Consider the following 15,990-nt stretch of genomic DNA (forward strand, 5'->3'; position numbering starts at 1 on the left):
CGGGAAGAAGCTTCCCTCCTACATCACAACAAATGCGATGCGGCAGACGCGTCAGAAATTGCGATTCAGCGCTTCCTGCAGTCGTTTTCTATAAGCGGCTTTGAGGTCGTCGGGTGCGGTGATGATGACGTTGGGTGCGTAAGAGAGCATGTCTCGCAGCAGTTCGCGCTGGTCGTTATATGGCAGGCTTAAATGGTATTCGTCGCCTTTCCATTGGCCTTTGGCGTCGGGGTGCCATTGCTGTTGTGCGACGAGGTGGGCGGCACCGGGCATGAAGATGAGTTCGGCGGTGTGTTGTTCGCCGCCGGAGAATATGCCGTAGCTGTTGTGAAAGTGGTCGTTAAGTTCTTTCTGATCGAATTCTTTCGCCGCGTCGCCCGTCTGGTAGGCACTATTGATGCGACTGAGCATAAAGGTACGTAGTTGTTGGCGCTTATGGCACCAGGCGTCGAGGTACCAGTGGTCGCGGTAGTAAACCAGGGTTTGCGGGCTGACGTTACGTTCGCTGAGGCTTTGGTCGCTGGCGACGTAGTGGATGTTGAGCTGTCGCCGGGAGAAGAGTGCGTCACTGACTTGCTGGTAGATGTTCTGGTTTACCGGACGGCGCGTGGCACTGAGGATGCGGATGCGTTGTGTCAGTTCGCTAAGGTCGACTCCGCGTTCTTCGGTCAGTCGTGATACTTGTTCATGGATGCGGTTGAGTTCGCCACTGCCCTGACCGGGGTTCAGGTCATTAAGGATGTTAAGAACGATGGCCAGGCCTCGAAGTTCGGTCGCGGTGAGTTGCAGGCCCGGCAGTTCGAAGCTTTGTTCCTGCGTTTTGCCGTAACGGTAGGTGCGGCTGTCGGTGTCGTATTCGAGCGGAGCGTTGTAGTCGCTTTTAAGTTGTTGCAACGCACTTTGTAGTTCAGCCGGACCAACGCCTGTTTCTGCACCGAGCATCATGGTGTTAAGGCCTGTTGTCTGTTCTGAGAACAGGCGATGGAGTCGCTGGATGAGGTCGCTGCTGGCCATATTGGTTCTTTGTTCCGCTTTTTGGGTTTTCGTGGTTGCAATAGACACCTTCGGCCCATACCTTACTTGATATTCAGACACATCAGAAGGAAGTCCCTGTAATGATTAAAGTGATTATCGAGCGTGAGATTGCGGCCGATATGGAAACCACCTATGAAGCGGCGGTAAAGAATACCTTGCGCGCGATTCTCGAAGCACCGGGTTATGTTTCAGGTGCCAGCTATAAAGATGTTAAGAAAGAGAACCGTCGGATGATTATCACTAACTGGACGAGCGTTGAGGCCTGGCAGGCTTGGGCGAAGTCGCCAGAGCGTGCAAATGTGATTGCGTCGATTCAGCCGATTCTGGAGACGCAAGAAAAGATCACCATTCTGACGGCATGATGTTCGGAGGTAGGTCGGGATTGCTCCCCGGACAGGGTTTGGGGATATGATCCCCTCCTACATGTATGGGTTTCGCGAATAGCCTGCGGCTGATTCGCTCCCACATTAACCATCGCCTGAACTCATGCAGTTTTCGCGCATAGCCAGGCAAGCTGGCTGAAGCGCTCCTACAAGGAGGCTGTATCTCTAGGCACTGTCGGGGATATGATCCCCTCCTACAGGCAGCGTTTTACGAAGTCTGCGACGTGTTTTGCTGTCGCTTCAAGATGGGCATCATGGGTAAAACCAGATGCCTTTCTTGGTTTCAGGTCGTGGTTGCCGTCTTCCAGCCAGACCAGTTCGAGTGTCTTATCTAACCCGCAACCCAAGACTTCTTCTTTTGTGCCCATCGCATCACGCGTACCCTGGGCAATGAGCGTGGGGGTTGTAAGCCGGAGCAGGTGTTCAGTTCTTAAGTTGTCTGGCTTACCGGGTGGGTGGAATGGGTAGCCTAAAGCGATGCACCCTTGCACCTGTGCCGGGACATCACTCCCGTTGGCAAGCATGCTTGCGATTCTCCCGCCCATGCTTTTGCCGCCAATCACGCAGGGAGTGTTCAGTGCTTCGATTAAATCGCTGTATGCATCAATCAGTTTGGGCGCGCGGTCGGGTGGGCGCTTTTTACCGTCTTGTGCTCGTTTGATCATGTAAGGGAAGTTGAAGCGCACAACTCGAACGCCGTGCGTAGCGATTCGGCCGGCCATGTCTGTCATGAATTCGCTCGATAAATCGGCACCGGCTCCGTGAGCCAGTATGAGCGTCGGCAACCCTTCTTTCCCATTAATAATGGTGCAGTCGAGCATTTCCTGTGTCTGTTCACTGGCCATATGGTACTCCTCTTCTATTCTTCTGGCTGACGCTTCTCAAGCTTCTTAATTGGTGGTTCTGACGGCGCGTATTCTGGCTTTCAGGCGTTCTGCGTCAAGGCTTGAGCTGGGTCAATACTCCGGTTTACGACAGTAATACCATGCAGGGGCTGCAATTGGGCTGCCGAAGTGCGGTAAAATTGGAGTATGCGCAGGTTGGGTCTGAGTTTTACGCCTTGGCGAGGCACGTAAACTTGTCAGACATTCCACCAATCGTCAGTACGACTGATTCTCATTTGATTATCATTCGTGTAAGAACTGCCCTAAGCCGCTGTATTTATGGCACTTTTTTTACATGGATTATTTGCAAATGGGGATGCCAGCGACGATAATTGCGCCGATTTTTTAACCCTCTAACCCTCGCTGTTTAATGGAATCTGATCATGAGCACAGCATTTGACCATCCAGAATACAACTACAAGGTGGTACGACAGTTTGCCATCATGACTGTTGTCTGGGGTGTTGTTGGCATGGCAGTCGGTGTACTCATCGCTGCTCAGCTGGCATGGCCTCAACTGAACTTTGATACCCCTTGGTTCTCTTTCGGACGTCTGCGTCCTCTTCACACCAATGCGGTGATTTTCGCCTTTGGCGGCTGCGCTCTGTTCGCAACCTCCTATTACATTGTTCAGCGTACCTGTCGTACACGTCTGTTTTCAGACACCCTGGCAAGCTTCACCTTCTGGGGCTGGCAGGCAGTGATCGTTTCAGCTGCAATCACTCTGCCGATGGGTCTGACCTCAACTAAAGAGTACGCAGAACTGGAATGGCCAATCGATATTCTGGTGACTCTGGTCTGGGTTGCTTACGTCGTGAACTTCCTTGGCACGCTGGCTATCCGTAAAGAAAGCCACATCTATGTTGCTAACTGGTTCTTCGCGGCATTCATGATCATGATTGCTATCCTGTACGTGGGTAACAACCTGGCAGTGCCTGTGTCACTGACCAAGTCATACTCTGTATGGGCCGGTACCGTAGACGCCATGATTCAATGGTGGTGGGGCCACAACGCGGTAGGTTTCTTCCTGACTGCAGGCTTCCTGGGTATCATGTACTACTTCGTGCCTAAGCAGGCGGGTCGTCCGGTTTACTCTTACCGTCTGTCGATCGTTCACTTCTGGGCACTGATTTCTATCTACGTCTGGGCCGGTGCTCACCACCTGCACTACTCTGCTCTGCCAGACTGGGCGCAGACTTCAGGTATGGTTATGTCTCTGATCCTGCTGGCTCCATCATGGGGTGGTATGATCAACGGGATGATGACGCTGTCTGGCGCATGGCACAAACTGCGTACCGACCCTATTCTGCGTTTCCTGGTTGTGTCTCTGTCTTTCTACGGTATGTCTACCTTCGAAGGCCCGATGATGTCGATCAAGACAGTAAACGCGCTGTCGCACAACACTGACTGGACTATCGGCCACGTACACTCAGGCGCTCTGGGTTGGGTTGCGATGGTATCTATCGGTGCTCTGTATCACTTGATTCCTATTATGTTCGGCCGTAAGGCTGGCCAGATGTACTCTATCGGCCTGATCAATGTTCACTTCTGGCTCGCGACCATCGGTACTGTTCTGTACATCGCAGCGATGTGGGTGAACGGTATCATGCAGGGGCTGATGTGGCGCGCAGTTAACGAAGACGGTTCTCTGACCTACTCCTTCGTTGAGTCTGTTGAAGCTTCACACGGCGGTTATGTAGTTCGTGTACTGGGCGGTGCTTTCTTCCTGACTGGTATGCTGATCATGCTGTTCAACGTTTACATGACCACCCGCGACGCTAAGAAAGAAGCCGCGGTTGCAGCACACGCTTAAGGAGTCTGGTAAATGATTAAGCACGAGAATATTGAAAAGAACCTGCCGCTCATGGTGGTGCTGATTGTTATCGCACTGAGCTGGGCGGGTCTCGCTGAGATTGTTCCACTCTTCTTTGATAAGAACACTCAACAACCTGCTGAAGGCCTGAAGCCGCTGACTGCACTTCAGGTTGAAGGCCGTGACATTTATATGCGCGAAGGTTGCGCAGTATGTCACACCCAGATGGTTCGTCCGTTCCGCGCAGAAACTGAGCGTTATGGTCCTCCGTCTACGTCAGGTGAACACGTTTACGAGCACCCATTCCTGTGGGGTTCTAAGCGTACTGGTCCTGATCTGGCCCGTGTGGGTGGTCGTTACTCTGATGAGTGGCACCGTGCGCACCTGTACAACCCGCGCGACGTAGTACCTGAGTCGATCATGCCATCTTATCCGTGGCTGTTCGAAGACAAGGTCGACGGTCGTGATACACCTAACAAGCTGAAAGCTCTGCGTATGGTCGGCGTACCGTACACAGACGAAGACATTGAAGGTGCAAAAGACGCGGTTGACGGTGTCACCGAAATCGAAGCTCTGGTTGCTTACCTGCAGCAGCTGGGCACAGTCGTCACTAAACGGTAACCCTATGGATATTAACGACGTTCGCGGCCTTGGATCAGTATTCGCTCTGATCGCTTTCATTGGCATCATCTGGTGGGCTTACGGTTCCAGCCGTAAGCAACGCTTCAAGGATGACGGCGATATCCCTTTCCGGGATAACACAGAAATGCCCGCGGACGACGATAAAGATCGGAGTAAATAATTATGTTGAGCTCATTTTGGAGTTTCTGGGTCCAGGCGATTGTCATCGGGTCCATGATTGCCTGCGGTATCCTGATCGTTTACACCAGTAAAGGTCAGAAGAAAGAAGAAACAGACGAAACTACCGGCCACTCATACGACGGTATTGAAGAACTGGACAACCCTCTGCCACGTTGGTGGGTAGGTATGTTCTGGGCAACCATCGTATTCGGTTTCGGTTACATCGGTATCTATGGCCTGGCTAACTTCGACGGTGTCGGTACCGTTAAAGTTGACGGCGAAGACGTTACCTGGACACAGACCAACCAATGGAAAGCTGAAGTTCAGGCGTTCGATGAAAAAATCGCACCTCTGTACGAAGGCTACCTGGCAACGCCAATCGCTGAGCTTGCTCAGAACGAAGAAGCAATGCAGACCGGTGGTCGTTTGTTCAAAAGCTACTGCGCGGTATGTCACGGCTCTAACGCGATGGGTGCACAAGGCTTCCCTAACCTGACGGACCACGACTGGCTGTACGGTGGCGAGCCTGCACAGATCAAACAGACCATCATGTACGGTCGTCAGGCAGCAATGCCTGCTTGGGAAGCCGCTCTGGGCGAACAAGGCACCAAAGACATGGCTCAGTACGTTCGTAGCCTGTCAGGTCTTGAGCATGATGCAGACGCTGCTGCCAAAGCGAAGCCACAGTACGACATGCTGTGTGTTGCGTGTCACGGTGCAGACGGCAAAGGTAACCAACTTGTTGGTGCACCTAACCTGACTGACGAAATCTGGCTCTACGGTGGTTCTACCAAGCAGATTGAAACCACTCTCCGCTATGGCCGTGCCGGTAGAATGCCAGCTCAGGCTGAGATCCTCGGCGAAGAGAAGGTTCACGTTCTGTCTGCGTATGTCTACTCTTTGTCTATGGACAAGTAATCAGGTGGGGGCTCCGCTCCCCTCTTGAGCTAGAGCAAGAAAATCTAAAAAAGCGGCCCTCGGGCCGCTTTTTTTATCCCGGCCACCGACTGAAAACTATATAATCAATGCGTTATATAAGAGTTTTCTAAAGACAAGGTGATCAGTAGTTATGAGTAAAATCCCGGTCAAAGACGTCACCCCTTCTGGCAGTAAATCCGATAAGAATCCGGAGACCGTCAGCCTGTATCAAAAGCGCGAGAAAATTTACGTTCGTGAAGTTGAAGGCTTTTTCCAGAAACTTCGTACCTGGTCACTCTGGGCATTAATGCTGGGCTATTTCGGCACTGCCTGGATCAATCTGGGAGACCGCCAGGCCGTTCTGTTTGATCTGCCTGCACGCCAGTTTCATATTTTTAACGTTACCTTCTGGCCACAAGACTTCATGCTGCTCTCCTGGGCACTGATTATTTGTGCGTTCGGCCTCTTTACCATTACCAACTTTGCCGGACGAGTCTGGTGTGGCTATACCTGTCCGCAGTCGGCATGGTCATTTATTTTCATGTGGATTGAGGAACGCGCTGAAGGTACTCGTAACCAGCGCATGAAGCTGGATAAAGCCCCCATGTCACCAGAGAAGCTGCGCAAAAAAGCACTGAAGCATACAGCGTGGCTGGTCGTTGCCTTCTGGACCGGCGTTACTTTCGTGGGGTATTTCACACCGATTCGCGAACTGGTTGTCGATATATTCACTTTCGGTGACGTCGGTGCGTGGGGTATTTTCTGGATCGGCTTCTTTACCGTAGCCACATACCTCAACGCTGGCTGGATGCGTGAGCAAGTCTGTATTTATATGTGTCCTTACGCTCGCTTCCAATCGGTCATGTACGACAACGATACTTTAGCGGTCTCTTACGATTACAACCGTGGAGAGCCTCGCGGCAAGCGCAGTAAAAAAGCGAAAGCCGAAAGCAATACGGAACAACTCGGCGACTGTGTAGACTGCTCAATGTGTGTGCAGGTCTGCCCGACCGGTATCGATATCCGCGACGGCCTTCAATACCAGTGTATTGGTTGCGCACTGTGTATTGATGCCTGTGACGACATCATGGAGAAACTCGATAAGCCAAAAGGCCTGATCCGCTACACCACGGAGAATGAACTTGAAGGCAAGAAGACCCATATCCTTCGCCCTCGTCTCTTTGGTTACGCCGGAGCCATGATTCTTATGATGGGTGGTTTGGGGTACGCGATTCTCGATCGTACACCGTTTGAGTTGGATATCGAGCGCGACCGCGGTCGCCTCTATCAGATCACCGTAAACGACACGATTCAGAATGCCTACACCCTGAAGATGATGAATATGTCGCAGGAGCCTCATACCTACATCCTGAGTGTCGACGGTCTTGATGGTATTCAGCTACTTGGCGACACCGAGTATGACCTGAGTGTCAACGAGCTGAAAGAAACCACGATCAACCTCGAAATCGACCCTGACGAGGTAAAAACCTCAGCCAGCAAGACCGACATCGAGTTCGTCATTACCAACAAGGAAACCGGTGAAGAAGTGACCCGGGAAGAAAGCCGTTTTATCGCGCCACGAGCGATTTAAACGTCATATAACTTCCTGACACAGAAGCACTGGAGCCCTATCGTCCAAGTGGTTACACTTGGGCGATTTTTCATTTTTCTCCCTGGATACTCTGCATGACTAGCGAAACAACAACACCCTGGTACAAAGAACCCATGATGCTTCTTGTTATCGGAGTACCGCTTGCCGCCATAGTATGGGGCTTCATTATGTTGTCGCTGGCACTTGATACAAAGGATTCTCTGGTCAGTAACAGCTACTACAAAGACGGTATGAGCTACACCCAGGATCAACGTTTTCACGAAGGCGCCCGTCGTCTGAATGTTCAGGCTGACCTGACCTTCACCGAAGACGAAATTATCGTTAACGCGACATCAATCGCGGATGAAGAGCCCGGCTCTCTGCAGCTACAACTTATTCACCCGACCCTGGAAGATCGCGACCTGACGCTCTTCCTGCAGCGCACTCCGGGGGGCCAATATGTTGCGGCCAATGAACTGGAGCTGCCACAGAAACGTGTCATCTGGCTGACCAGTCCAGATCAGGAATGGCGCGTTACAGCGCGTACAGTCATCGAAAACGGTAAGAAGATTCAGACAGTCACTCAATGACGCAAAGCCTCCGTACGCCCTGCTTTCACTGCGGAGAACCACTGAAAGCAGGCCAGCAGTGGACGGCCATCATCGATGGCAAAGAAGAACCCATGTGCTGCCCAGGCTGTAAAGCCGTGGCCGAAACCATCGTTGCGTCTGGTCTGAAAGACTATTACCGCCACCGCACAGAACTCCCGCAAATCTCACCTGCCAACGAAGACGATGAGGTTCTGACCGCGCGGGAGTCTCTCAGCCTCTACGACAGTGAAGCGCTGCAAAAGCAGTTTGTTGCAACTCAGAGAGATCAGAAAGAAGCGACTCTGATCATCGACGGTATCAGTTGTGCCGCCTGTGCCTGGCTCATTGAGCACAGAATTAACCAGCTTAAAGGGGTCGAACGTGCAACGCTTAACCTCTCGAACCACCGCCTCGTCGTAGCGTGGAATAACAACGACATCGCGCTATCCCAGATATTCGAAGCCATCTACCGTCTCGGCTACAAAGCTGCGCCTTTTTCATCAACGGCAGATGACGCGCAACGCGAACGCGAAGGGAAAAAAGCAATACGGCGCCTTGCGGTGGCGGGTATCGGAATGATGCAGGTGATGATGCTTGCGGTGCCCCTGTACGCAGGGATGGCGGAGCAGTACGAAGTATTTATGCGCTTCGCATCAATGATTCTGACGCTTCCGGTCGTGTTGTACAGTGCCCGGCCCTTTTTTGATGCTGCGATCCGGGATTTAAAAACCCGACATCTGACCATGGATGTGCCTGTATCGCTGGCGATTATTCTCGCCTTTTGCGCCAGTATCTGGAGCACCTTTAATCAGGGTATTGAGGTCTACTTTGACTCAGTCTGCATGTTTACCTTCCTGCTTTTACTCGGGCGCTTTCTGGAAATGCGTGCCCGGCACCGCATGGGGAAAGCCGGTAATAACCTGATGACGCTGCTACCGAATGTTGCCCTTAAGCAAACACCCGATGGCGAAGAGATCATTGCCGCAGGCGACATCACGACCGGCGACCGCCTGTTGCTCAAACCCGGTTACCCAGTTCCTGCGGATGGCGTTGTGATTGATGGCCAGAGCACCGTCGACGAATCGGCACTGACGGGCGAATACATGCCACTCAACAAACAAGCCGGTGACATTCTGATTGGCGGCACCATGAACGTCGAAAGCCCGCTTGTAATGCAGGTTACGGCCACGGGCGCGGATGCAAAGCTATCGACCATCGTCCGCCTGATGGATCGAGCCCAGCAGGAAAAACCCAAAGTCGCGCTTATTGCCGACAGCATTGCCAGCCGCTTCGTCGCTGCGGTTCTGATTATCTCGGCCTCTGTGTTCAGCTATTGGATGTTTCAGGGCAACGATCACGCGTTCTTTATCGCACTTTCGGTATTAGTAGTCACATGCCCATGTGCCCTCTCTCTCGCCACACCAACGACCCTTACTGCAGCGACAACAGCTCTGCGTGAACGCGGCCTGTTAATCAGTAAAGGGCATGTATTAGAGACACTGCAGTCGGTAAATCGCGTAGTGTTCGACAAAACCGGCACCCTGACACTGGGTCATCTGACCCTGACGGAAGTCCGCCCAGTCGCGGGCGCTAGAGAAAACAATATCGAGCTGGATCAGGATACTTTGGCCTCGGTAGTCGCATCTCTTGAACAGCATGCCAGCCACCCGATTGCTAAGGCGTTTCGTCATTACCCGGTATTTCCTACCGAAGACATTCAGCATCACCCGAGTCAGGGGGTCAGTGGTCAGGTTAATGGCTACAGATTTCGTTTCGGCCGCCCGGATTTCGTCTGGCCAGATGGTATTTTGCCGCCTGAAAGCGTATCCGGCCAATGGCTGTTGTTAGCTGACGATAAACAACCGCTAGCCTGGTTCCTCCTGAACGACACCGTGCGCCGCAGCGCTGGTCCGTTAATAGACACCCTGAAATCTCGTGGAATTGACGTCGCACTGCTCACCGGTGACCCGTCAAGATCTGCGACTCTGGTTGCTGATGAACTAGGCATTACCGATGTACGTAACGGCCTCAGCCCGGAAGACAAGCTCGCCATCGTACGCGAGTGGCAAGAACAGGGCGACAGCGTGCTTATGGTAGGAGATGGCATTAATGACGTCCCGGTCCTGGCTGGTGCAGACGTGTCACTGGCCGTCAATGAAGCGACTGACCTGGCAAAAACCAATGCAGATACTCTGCTCACCAACGGTCGACTGGAAGTGATTGCTGATGCCCTGTCGGTATCGCACAAAACCCGCAATGTCATTCGTCAGAACATCGGTTGGGCGTTACTATACAACCTGATTGCGTTACCACTGGCGGCAGCTGGTCTGGTTCCGCCCTGGGCGGCAGCCATCGGCATGTCATTCAGCTCTTTGCTGGTCGTACTGAATGCCTTGCGACTCACCCGCCGCCCGACTGCACTTACTGCTGAGAACTGATCATGGATATTATTTACGTACTGGTTCCTCTGTCGATTGCCCTACTCGCTATTGCCGTGGCTATTTTCTTCTGGGCCGTCAAAGGGGGGCAGTTTGATGATCTCGACTCGCCCGCGCACAAAATACTCTTCGACGACGATGAATACCTGAACGAGCGCCGCGAAGACAGCACTGCTGAAACGGCCGATTCAGAGTCGGATTCTGATTCGGGCAGTAAGCCAGACAAGACGACGAATGACTGAACCCCTCTCGCTCCTCACCGCCCTTCTGCTCGGCTTATTTGGCGCCAGCCATTGCCTGGTCATGTGCGGTGGCGTCGCAGCGGCCGCTGGGCAGCTTGATACTCAGCACAGAGTAAGAGCATCTCTACTGTTTAATTTTGGCCGCATCACCAGTTACACCCTCGCAGGACTGCTTGTGGGTAGCCTTGGACTGTGGCTCTCCAGCCTGCACGACACCCTGATGCTCTCGTTACGCTCAGTCGCTGGAGTGATGCTGATATTGATGGGCCTTTACATCGCCCGTTGGGCACTGTGGCTGACGCGCATTGAGCAGTTTGGCCAACTGTTCTGGCAAAGAATTCAACCGCACGCGCAGAAACGCCTCGGTCGTTCAGACCCTGCAAGCCAATGGATTCTCGGTATGTTATGGGGCTGGCTTCCGTGCGGTCTGATCTACAGCACGCTTAGCTGGGTAGCTGCCAACGGAGAACCAGCAATGGGGGCTCTGACCATGTTTGTGTTCGGTTTGGGTACATTTCCAGCCATATTATCTGCAGGGCTCGCATCGGCATCGGTAATGAACATAATTCGTCACCAGTGGTCACGTTATATTGCGGGTCTATTATTGATCGGTTATGGTTGCTGGACTTTGGCTTCTGTGTGGCAGCCTGCCAGCTTTACAGCCGCCTGATCTATCGTACTTGAGATCGTTCTTGCCTATGAAAATGTCAGTTAATGCTCCGCTACGTGGAGCGCAGCCTCATTGCCAGACCTGCTCATTGAATGCGCTGTGTCTGCCTCTTTCATTGACCGAAAATGATATGGAGCGTCTGGACGATATCATTCGGCGGGGTCGCCCTATCCAGAAAGGTCAGCTGCTGTTTCAGCAAGGCACCGAATTTCAGTCTGTCTTTGCAGTCCGCACGGGCGCCCTTAAGACCTACACACTGGCAAGTAACGGTGAAGAACAGATTACCGGGTTCCACCTGGCGAGCGAGTTGATCGGTTTGTCTGGCTACAACGCTGGCACCTATCCACTGACGGCAAAAGCGCTGGAAACGACCACAGTATGTGAAATTCCGCTACAGCAGCTCGAGCAGCTGGCCGATGAATTACCAGACCTGCGCCGTCAGCTTATGACGACCATGGGCACCGAAATCCGCCATGATCAGAACATGATGCTGCTACTCAGTAAGAAAAACGCTGAAGAGCGCGTTGCGTCTTTCCTGCTTGATATCTCTCAGCGCTATCAGCGCCGTGGCTTCTCAGCGACGCATTTCCGTCTGCCAATGTCACGTGTCGACATCAGTAACTATCTGGGTCTGGCGGTAGAAACCATCAGCCGTGTCTTCACTCGCTTCCAGAAAAACGAACTGATCGAGACTCAGGGTAAGGAAATTATCCTGAAAGACAGCGACACCTTGTTTGATCTCGCCGGACTTACACGCGCCAACGATGAGTGTCTGCACCAGACAGAGAGCTGATCTCAGTTCTGGCGCTTATAAATATCGCTCAGCACACGGATTGTGCTCATCCTTTTCTCGCTCGCAATATCAGACATTGGTCACACTGCGCAAATATTTGCCTCCCCCTGCGACCTGCATCACTATGCTTACCGTATCAGGCAGTACGATTGAGTAAACACCTGATAGCGAGGGTTTATCTCACGGCCAGCCAAACAGGTACGCTAATTGCTGCACTACCGTTAACTGCCAAAAATTACTCCCTGGAGTTTCTGATGGGTATAGATGCTGAGGATTTCCGGACGTACGTTATTCGTCCGACGCTGCAGAAGCTGGATGCCAACAGTGCAGACGCTGAGTTGTTGTTGCTGGGTACTGCCGCCATTGAGTCGGAGTTGGGGGCCTTTCTGAAAACAGAAGGGCAACGCACTTCAGGCATCTACCGATTGCACGGCCTGACCCACAGACACATCTGGGACGACTATCTCGCCGAGCGGCCAGAACTGGCCAGTAAGGTGCGTGGCATTGCCAGCCAAAGAGAATTTCTGGATAACCCGCATGCCGAACTAACAACCAACCTGGCCTACGCGACTGCCGTTACCTGGCTTGCTTACGTTCGTCACCCACAGTTCACCCTACCGCGCGGCGCCAGTGTGCTGCACCTGGCAACACTCTGGAAAAACTGCTACCACACCCGTGACGACCTCACCGTTCAGGACTTCGTTCAACGCTACGAAGAGCTGGTCGAATCCAGTCACGCTGTGGCCTGATGTTTATATAATCACCACATTCTGATATAAAGCGCACCCTATGCATGGGGTGTTATATGTCTGAAGTAAACGTGTCTGAATCTGCTGTTTCGCAACCTGAAAAAGGCTATCAGCCTGAGGTCTTCGACCCAGCGACCGTTGAGCCATCTGCGGGAACAACTGAAGCCGCAGAGAATCAAGCTGAACGCAAATCCAGGACCGAATTCAACAAGCTCCAGAAGCGCCTGCGCCGTAATGTCGGCAAAGCCATCGAAGACTACCGGATGATTGAAGACGGCGACAAAATCATGGTCTGTCTGTCTGGTGGCAAAGATTCTTACACCATGCTGGAAATTCTGATGAGCCTGCAGAAAAGTGCGCCCGTCAATTTCGAGCTTATCGCCGTCAATATGGATCAGAAGCAGCCTGGCTTCCCTGAGCACATCCTGCCTGCTTACCTTGATAAGGTGGGCGTGCCCTACCATATCATCGAAAAAGACACCTACAGCGTCGTGAAAGAGATCATCCCTGAAGGGAAAACCACCTGCGGCCTCTGCTCACGACTGCGCCGCGGCACTCTGTATGGCTTTGCCGAATCCATTGGTGCTAACAAAATTGCCCTGGGCCACCACCGCGACGACATTATCGAAACCCTGTTCCTGAATATGTTCCACGGCGGTAAGCTCAAAGCTATGCCGCCAAAGCTGCTGAGCGATGATAAGAAACACGTTCTGATCCGCCCTCTTGCATATTGCAAAGAGAAGGACATTGAAAAGTTTTCTGCTGAGAAGGAATTCCCGATCATTCCGTGCAACCTGTGTGGCTCTCAGGAAAATCTGCAGCGTCAGAATATCAAAGGGATGCTTGCTCAGTGGGAGAAAGAGCAACCTGGTCGCAGTGAGAATATCTTCGCCGCGGTATGCAACGTTGCTCCATCTCAACTGGGTGACCGTGAACTCTGGAATTTCGAAGGCCTTCAGGATGAGCAGGACAAGAGCCACCTGGGTACCCGAATCGACCTTCTGATGTCGGACGACTGATTCAGATTCAGACTCCGCCGCCCAGCATACGCTTGACGTTGACCTGCATGTCTCCAGGGCCCCGGAGTAGCAGGTCAAATTCGTAACGGCGCTCGTTCATCATATCTTCGGCCAACGCTTTCAGACGGCACGCATCGCGCGCCAGCGTTGGTGATGGCATCTCAATTCTGACCAGATAGTCGTGCTCAAGCGGTTCGACCGCGAGCGTTGATACGGCCGCAGTCGGAGCGCCAGCAATCCCTTTTCGCAACCATTGAACGAACAGGCCGTGACTGCCATCTTCATTCTGCTTGCGGATCAGGCGGATATACCCTTCGGCGTCTTCCGATTTCCATGGACACACCTGAGTCACTGCGTCGACCCACACCGGCATCACATAGGCTTCTGAGAGCGCCTCTTTTGAATCAGCGTTGTGTTTCCCATGATTATCGGCTAGAACCAGGGCCGGTATCGCAAGTAGCATAAGCAGCCATCGTTGCATAATAATGCACCTCCTTCGCTCAAGATTAGTTCATCCAAGCCCCGGCGTCACATTACTCAGCAGATAGCGCTCAAGAGAACTCGGGCATCGGCCGCAAATCCCACTCAGGGCGCTCGTATTGAACGCTGACGATACAATAGGTAGTCTCACCCTTGGGCAAACGCACCGTCACCTCATCATCAACGAATTTACCAATCAAACCACGCGCCAGAGGCGCATCCACACTGATGTAGCCATGGGGTAAGTCGATTTCATCTTCACCCACGATGCGGTAGCGCAGCATCTCACCCTCTTCGTCTTCCAGTTCAATCCAGGCGCCGAAAAAGACTTTATCGAGATCCGCTGGCGGCCGGTCAATCACGGTGACGGCCTCTATCCGCTTTCCAAGAAAGCGCAGGCGACTATCAATCTGGCGCAGTCGCTTCTTACCGTAAATGTATTCCGCGTTTTCTGAGCGGTCTCCCAGTTTCGCCGCGTCGGATACTTCCTGAGTTACCTTTGGGCGTTCGCGGCGCCATAAAAAATCGTGCTCGTCTTCAAGCGCTTTCATGCCCCCCGGAGTAATCAGGTGTGCCCGGCGTGGCAGCGGCTTTTTATGTTCGGTCATCGTATTGCAACATCTGGTAAGTAGTTTGAGCGCATACATCACTTGCACGCGCCCTTTGAGGCTTTTCCAAAGCATAACTAATGATTCGACGCAGTGTAACTCTTGTCGGCGGCGTCCTTCTGATCGTTGCCGGGCTACTCGTTCTGCCTTTGCCTGTACCCGTTGGCCTGCTGATGATCATTCTTGGCGTATCGTTACTGGTGCCGGCCATTCCCGCACTGGCGCGCTTCCTGAAACGGATTCGCCATCGTTATCCGATCACCTCACAACGCCTGAACCTTATTAGCCCGAAACTCCCAGGCTTTGTCAGACGGGTCATTGAAGAAACAGACCCCGACAGACAAGGCTGATCCACCCGCACTGTGCTACCTTGTGTGCATGGAAGAAGACACTCTTAACCTGGTCACTGACCTGCTGGCGACCTACCTCGCCGAGGGTCACCGCTGCCCGGAATACGAATTAATCCGATGGCTGCAAAAGCCAGAGCAAGGCATTTTCCGTGAAGATGCACTGAGCGATTCAATGACTCTGTTCCGTGCTAACTTCATTGTGATGCATGCCCTGTATCGTTTGCGTGATCGCTGGTTTAAAGACGGACGCGGCTACCTTGAGATAAGCGCACTCGATATCGGTCTGGCACCTATCAACGACACACCGCAAAACGAACTGCCGGGGCAGCATGACCCACTCGCTGAGTATTATCTCGATCTGAACAACCTCAATACAGATAAGGAAGGCGTTGAAGCTCTGTTGAACGATTTCTGGCAACGGATGGTCATACCTGAACATTACGATGACGATCTGACGACGCTCGAACTGACGCCACCGGTGAATCGCCAGAGCTTACGACAGCAATACCGGCGACTTGCAAATCAACACCACCCGGACAAAGGTGGTGACCCTGAGACCTTCCGCCGGGTAAGCTCCGCGTATCAGCGACTGAAGTATCGTCACGCCTGAGCAGATACCACTGAGGAC

Annotated in this window: 19 protein-coding genes; 15 read left to right on the forward strand and 4 right to left on the reverse strand. The window is 52.8% G+C overall.

Going from position 1 to position 15,990, the window contains the following annotated elements; translation table 11 throughout:
* Window positions 1–51: 51 nt before the first annotated feature.
* Window positions 52–1,014 (reverse strand): helix-turn-helix transcriptional regulator, encoded by a 963-nt coding sequence (locus B2R29_RS12155; RefSeq protein ID WP_301181309.1) that lies wholly within the window; start codon window positions 1,012–1,014, stop codon window positions 52–54.
* 101 nt (window positions 1,015–1,115) lie between these two features.
* On the opposite strand from B2R29_RS12155, the gene B2R29_RS12160 reads away from it, so the two are divergent.
* Window positions 1,116–1,397: an antibiotic biosynthesis monooxygenase family protein gene (locus B2R29_RS12160; protein ID WP_297533628.1), complete on the forward strand. Its 282-nt coding sequence runs from the start codon at window positions 1,116–1,118 to the stop codon at window positions 1,395–1,397.
* A gap of 215 nt (window positions 1,398–1,612) precedes the next feature.
* On the opposite strand, the gene B2R29_RS12165 is transcribed toward B2R29_RS12160, so the two are convergent.
* Window positions 1,613–2,263 carry an alpha/beta fold hydrolase gene (locus tag B2R29_RS12165; protein ID WP_301181310.1) on the reverse strand — a complete coding sequence of 217 codons (651 nt, stop codon included), beginning with the start codon at window positions 2,261–2,263 and terminating at the stop codon, window positions 1,613–1,615.
* Between the two features lie 422 nt (window positions 2,264–2,685).
* On the opposite strand from B2R29_RS12165, the gene ccoN reads away from it, so the two are divergent.
* The 12 genes from ccoN to ttcA all read left to right on the forward strand — a co-directional run bounded on the left by ccoN (window position 2,686) and on the right by ttcA (window position 13,924).
* Window positions 2,686–4,113, forward strand: a complete 1,428-nt coding sequence (gene ccoN / locus B2R29_RS12170) for a cytochrome-c oxidase, cbb3-type subunit I (protein ID WP_301181311.1) — start codon at window positions 2,686–2,688, stop codon at window positions 4,111–4,113.
* A gap of 15 nt (window positions 4,114–4,128) precedes the next feature.
* Window positions 4,129–4,734, forward strand: coding sequence for a cytochrome-c oxidase, cbb3-type subunit II (ccoO, locus tag B2R29_RS12175; RefSeq protein ID WP_301181359.1), 606 nt, complete (start codon window positions 4,129–4,131; stop codon window positions 4,732–4,734).
* Between the two features lie 4 nt (window positions 4,735–4,738).
* On the forward strand, window positions 4,739–4,915 hold the full coding sequence (locus B2R29_RS12180; RefSeq protein WP_301181312.1) for a cbb3-type cytochrome oxidase subunit 3: 177 nt from the start codon (window positions 4,739–4,741) through the stop codon (window positions 4,913–4,915).
* A gap of 2 nt (window positions 4,916–4,917) precedes the next feature.
* Entirely contained in the window at window positions 4,918–5,832 is a 915-nt protein-coding gene (gene ccoP, locus B2R29_RS12185) for a cytochrome-c oxidase, cbb3-type subunit III (RefSeq protein ID WP_301181313.1), read from the forward strand.
* 151 nt (window positions 5,833–5,983) lie between these two features.
* Complete coding sequence (gene ccoG, locus B2R29_RS12190; protein ID WP_301181314.1) at window positions 5,984–7,423, forward strand: cytochrome c oxidase accessory protein CcoG; 1,440 nt, start codon at window positions 5,984–5,986, stop codon at window positions 7,421–7,423.
* 95 nt (window positions 7,424–7,518) lie between these two features.
* On the forward strand, window positions 7,519–8,013 hold the full coding sequence (locus tag B2R29_RS12195) for a FixH family protein (protein WP_301181315.1): 495 nt from the start codon (window positions 7,519–7,521) through the stop codon (window positions 8,011–8,013).
* Entirely contained in the window at window positions 8,010–10,451 is a 2,442-nt protein-coding gene (locus B2R29_RS12200; RefSeq protein WP_301181316.1) for a heavy metal translocating P-type ATPase, read from the forward strand. Before B2R29_RS12195 ends, B2R29_RS12200 begins: the two co-directional genes overlap by 4 nt.
* A 2-nt stretch (window positions 10,452–10,453) precedes the next feature.
* Window positions 10,454–10,693 carry a cbb3-type cytochrome oxidase assembly protein CcoS gene (ccoS, locus tag B2R29_RS12205; protein ID WP_301181317.1) on the forward strand — a complete coding sequence of 80 codons (240 nt, stop codon included), beginning with the start codon at window positions 10,454–10,456 and terminating at the stop codon, window positions 10,691–10,693.
* On the forward strand, window positions 10,686–11,363 hold the full coding sequence (locus B2R29_RS12210; protein WP_301181318.1) for a sulfite exporter TauE/SafE family protein: 678 nt from the start codon (window positions 10,686–10,688) through the stop codon (window positions 11,361–11,363). Before ccoS ends, B2R29_RS12210 begins: the two co-directional genes overlap by 8 nt.
* Before the next feature lie 28 nt (window positions 11,364–11,391).
* Window positions 11,392–12,156, forward strand: a complete 765-nt coding sequence (gene fnr, locus B2R29_RS12215) for a fumarate/nitrate reduction transcriptional regulator Fnr (RefSeq protein WP_301181319.1) — start codon at window positions 11,392–11,394, stop codon at window positions 12,154–12,156.
* A 254-nt stretch (window positions 12,157–12,410) separates the two neighbouring features.
* Window positions 12,411–12,905 (forward strand): hypothetical protein, encoded by a 495-nt coding sequence (locus B2R29_RS12220; RefSeq protein WP_301181320.1) that lies wholly within the window; start codon window positions 12,411–12,413, stop codon window positions 12,903–12,905.
* A gap of 56 nt (window positions 12,906–12,961) precedes the next feature.
* Complete coding sequence (ttcA, locus tag B2R29_RS12225) at window positions 12,962–13,924, forward strand: tRNA 2-thiocytidine(32) synthetase TtcA (protein WP_301181321.1); 963 nt, start codon at window positions 12,962–12,964, stop codon at window positions 13,922–13,924.
* A gap of 7 nt (window positions 13,925–13,931) precedes the next feature.
* Here the strand turns inward: ttcA and B2R29_RS12230 are convergent, their stop codons facing one another.
* Complete coding sequence (locus B2R29_RS12230) at window positions 13,932–14,405, reverse strand: hypothetical protein (protein WP_301181322.1); 474 nt, start codon at window positions 14,403–14,405, stop codon at window positions 13,932–13,934.
* Between the two features lie 70 nt (window positions 14,406–14,475).
* Window positions 14,476–15,012: a transcription elongation factor GreB gene (gene greB / locus B2R29_RS12235; protein ID WP_301181323.1), complete on the reverse strand. Its 537-nt coding sequence runs from the start codon at window positions 15,010–15,012 to the stop codon at window positions 14,476–14,478.
* A gap of 80 nt (window positions 15,013–15,092) precedes the next feature.
* On the opposite strand from greB, the gene B2R29_RS12240 reads away from it, so the two are divergent.
* A complete protein-coding gene (locus B2R29_RS12240) occupies window positions 15,093–15,362 on the forward strand; it encodes a hypothetical protein (RefSeq protein WP_301181324.1) in 270 nt (89 codons plus the stop codon).
* Window positions 15,331–15,972 carry a DNA-J related domain-containing protein gene (locus B2R29_RS12245; protein ID WP_301181325.1) on the forward strand — a complete coding sequence of 214 codons (642 nt, stop codon included), beginning with the start codon at window positions 15,331–15,333 and terminating at the stop codon, window positions 15,970–15,972. Before B2R29_RS12240 ends, B2R29_RS12245 begins: the two co-directional genes overlap by 32 nt.
* Window positions 15,973–15,990 lie beyond the last annotated feature (18 nt).

It is taken from the genome of Thalassolituus sp. UBA3500, from assembly GCF_002377545.1.
In the GTDB taxonomy this organism is placed as follows: domain Bacteria; phylum Pseudomonadota; class Gammaproteobacteria; order Pseudomonadales; family Oceanobacteraceae; genus Thalassolituus.

Bases quoted from the DNA above. Each gene is read 5' to 3' on its own strand.
- B2R29_RS12155 (WP_301181309.1), bottom strand. From the start codon at position 1,014: ATGGCCAGCAGCGACCTCATCCAGCGACTCCATCGCCTGTTCTCAGAA.
- B2R29_RS12160 (WP_297533628.1), top strand. From the start codon at position 1,116: ATGATTAAAGTGATTATCGAGCGTGAGATTGCGGCCGATATGGAAACC.
- B2R29_RS12165 (WP_301181310.1), bottom strand. From the start codon at position 2,263: ATGGCCAGTGAACAGACACAGGAAATGCTCGACTGCACCATTATTAAT.
- ccoN (WP_301181311.1), top strand. From the start codon at position 2,686: ATGAGCACAGCATTTGACCATCCAGAATACAACTACAAGGTGGTACGA.
- B2R29_RS12180 (WP_301181312.1), top strand. From the start codon at position 4,739: ATGGATATTAACGACGTTCGCGGCCTTGGATCAGTATTCGCTCTGATC.
- ccoP (WP_301181313.1), top strand. From the start codon at position 4,918: ATGTTGAGCTCATTTTGGAGTTTCTGGGTCCAGGCGATTGTCATCGGG.
- ccoG (WP_301181314.1), top strand. From the start codon at position 5,984: ATGAGTAAAATCCCGGTCAAAGACGTCACCCCTTCTGGCAGTAAATCC.
- B2R29_RS12195 (WP_301181315.1), top strand. From the start codon at position 7,519: ATGACTAGCGAAACAACAACACCCTGGTACAAAGAACCCATGATGCTT.
- B2R29_RS12200 (WP_301181316.1), top strand. From the start codon at position 8,010: ATGACGCAAAGCCTCCGTACGCCCTGCTTTCACTGCGGAGAACCACTG.
- ccoS (WP_301181317.1), top strand. From the start codon at position 10,454: ATGGATATTATTTACGTACTGGTTCCTCTGTCGATTGCCCTACTCGCT.
- B2R29_RS12210 (WP_301181318.1), top strand. From the start codon at position 10,686: ATGACTGAACCCCTCTCGCTCCTCACCGCCCTTCTGCTCGGCTTATTT.
- fnr (WP_301181319.1), top strand. From the start codon at position 11,392: ATGAAAATGTCAGTTAATGCTCCGCTACGTGGAGCGCAGCCTCATTGC.
- B2R29_RS12220 (WP_301181320.1), top strand. From the start codon at position 12,411: ATGGGTATAGATGCTGAGGATTTCCGGACGTACGTTATTCGTCCGACG.
- ttcA (WP_301181321.1), top strand. From the start codon at position 12,962: ATGTCTGAAGTAAACGTGTCTGAATCTGCTGTTTCGCAACCTGAAAAA.
- B2R29_RS12230 (WP_301181322.1), bottom strand. From the start codon at position 14,405: ATGCAACGATGGCTGCTTATGCTACTTGCGATACCGGCCCTGGTTCTA.
- greB (WP_301181323.1), bottom strand. From the start codon at position 15,012: ATGACCGAACATAAAAAGCCGCTGCCACGCCGGGCACACCTGATTACT.
- B2R29_RS12240 (WP_301181324.1), top strand. From the start codon at position 15,093: ATGATTCGACGCAGTGTAACTCTTGTCGGCGGCGTCCTTCTGATCGTT.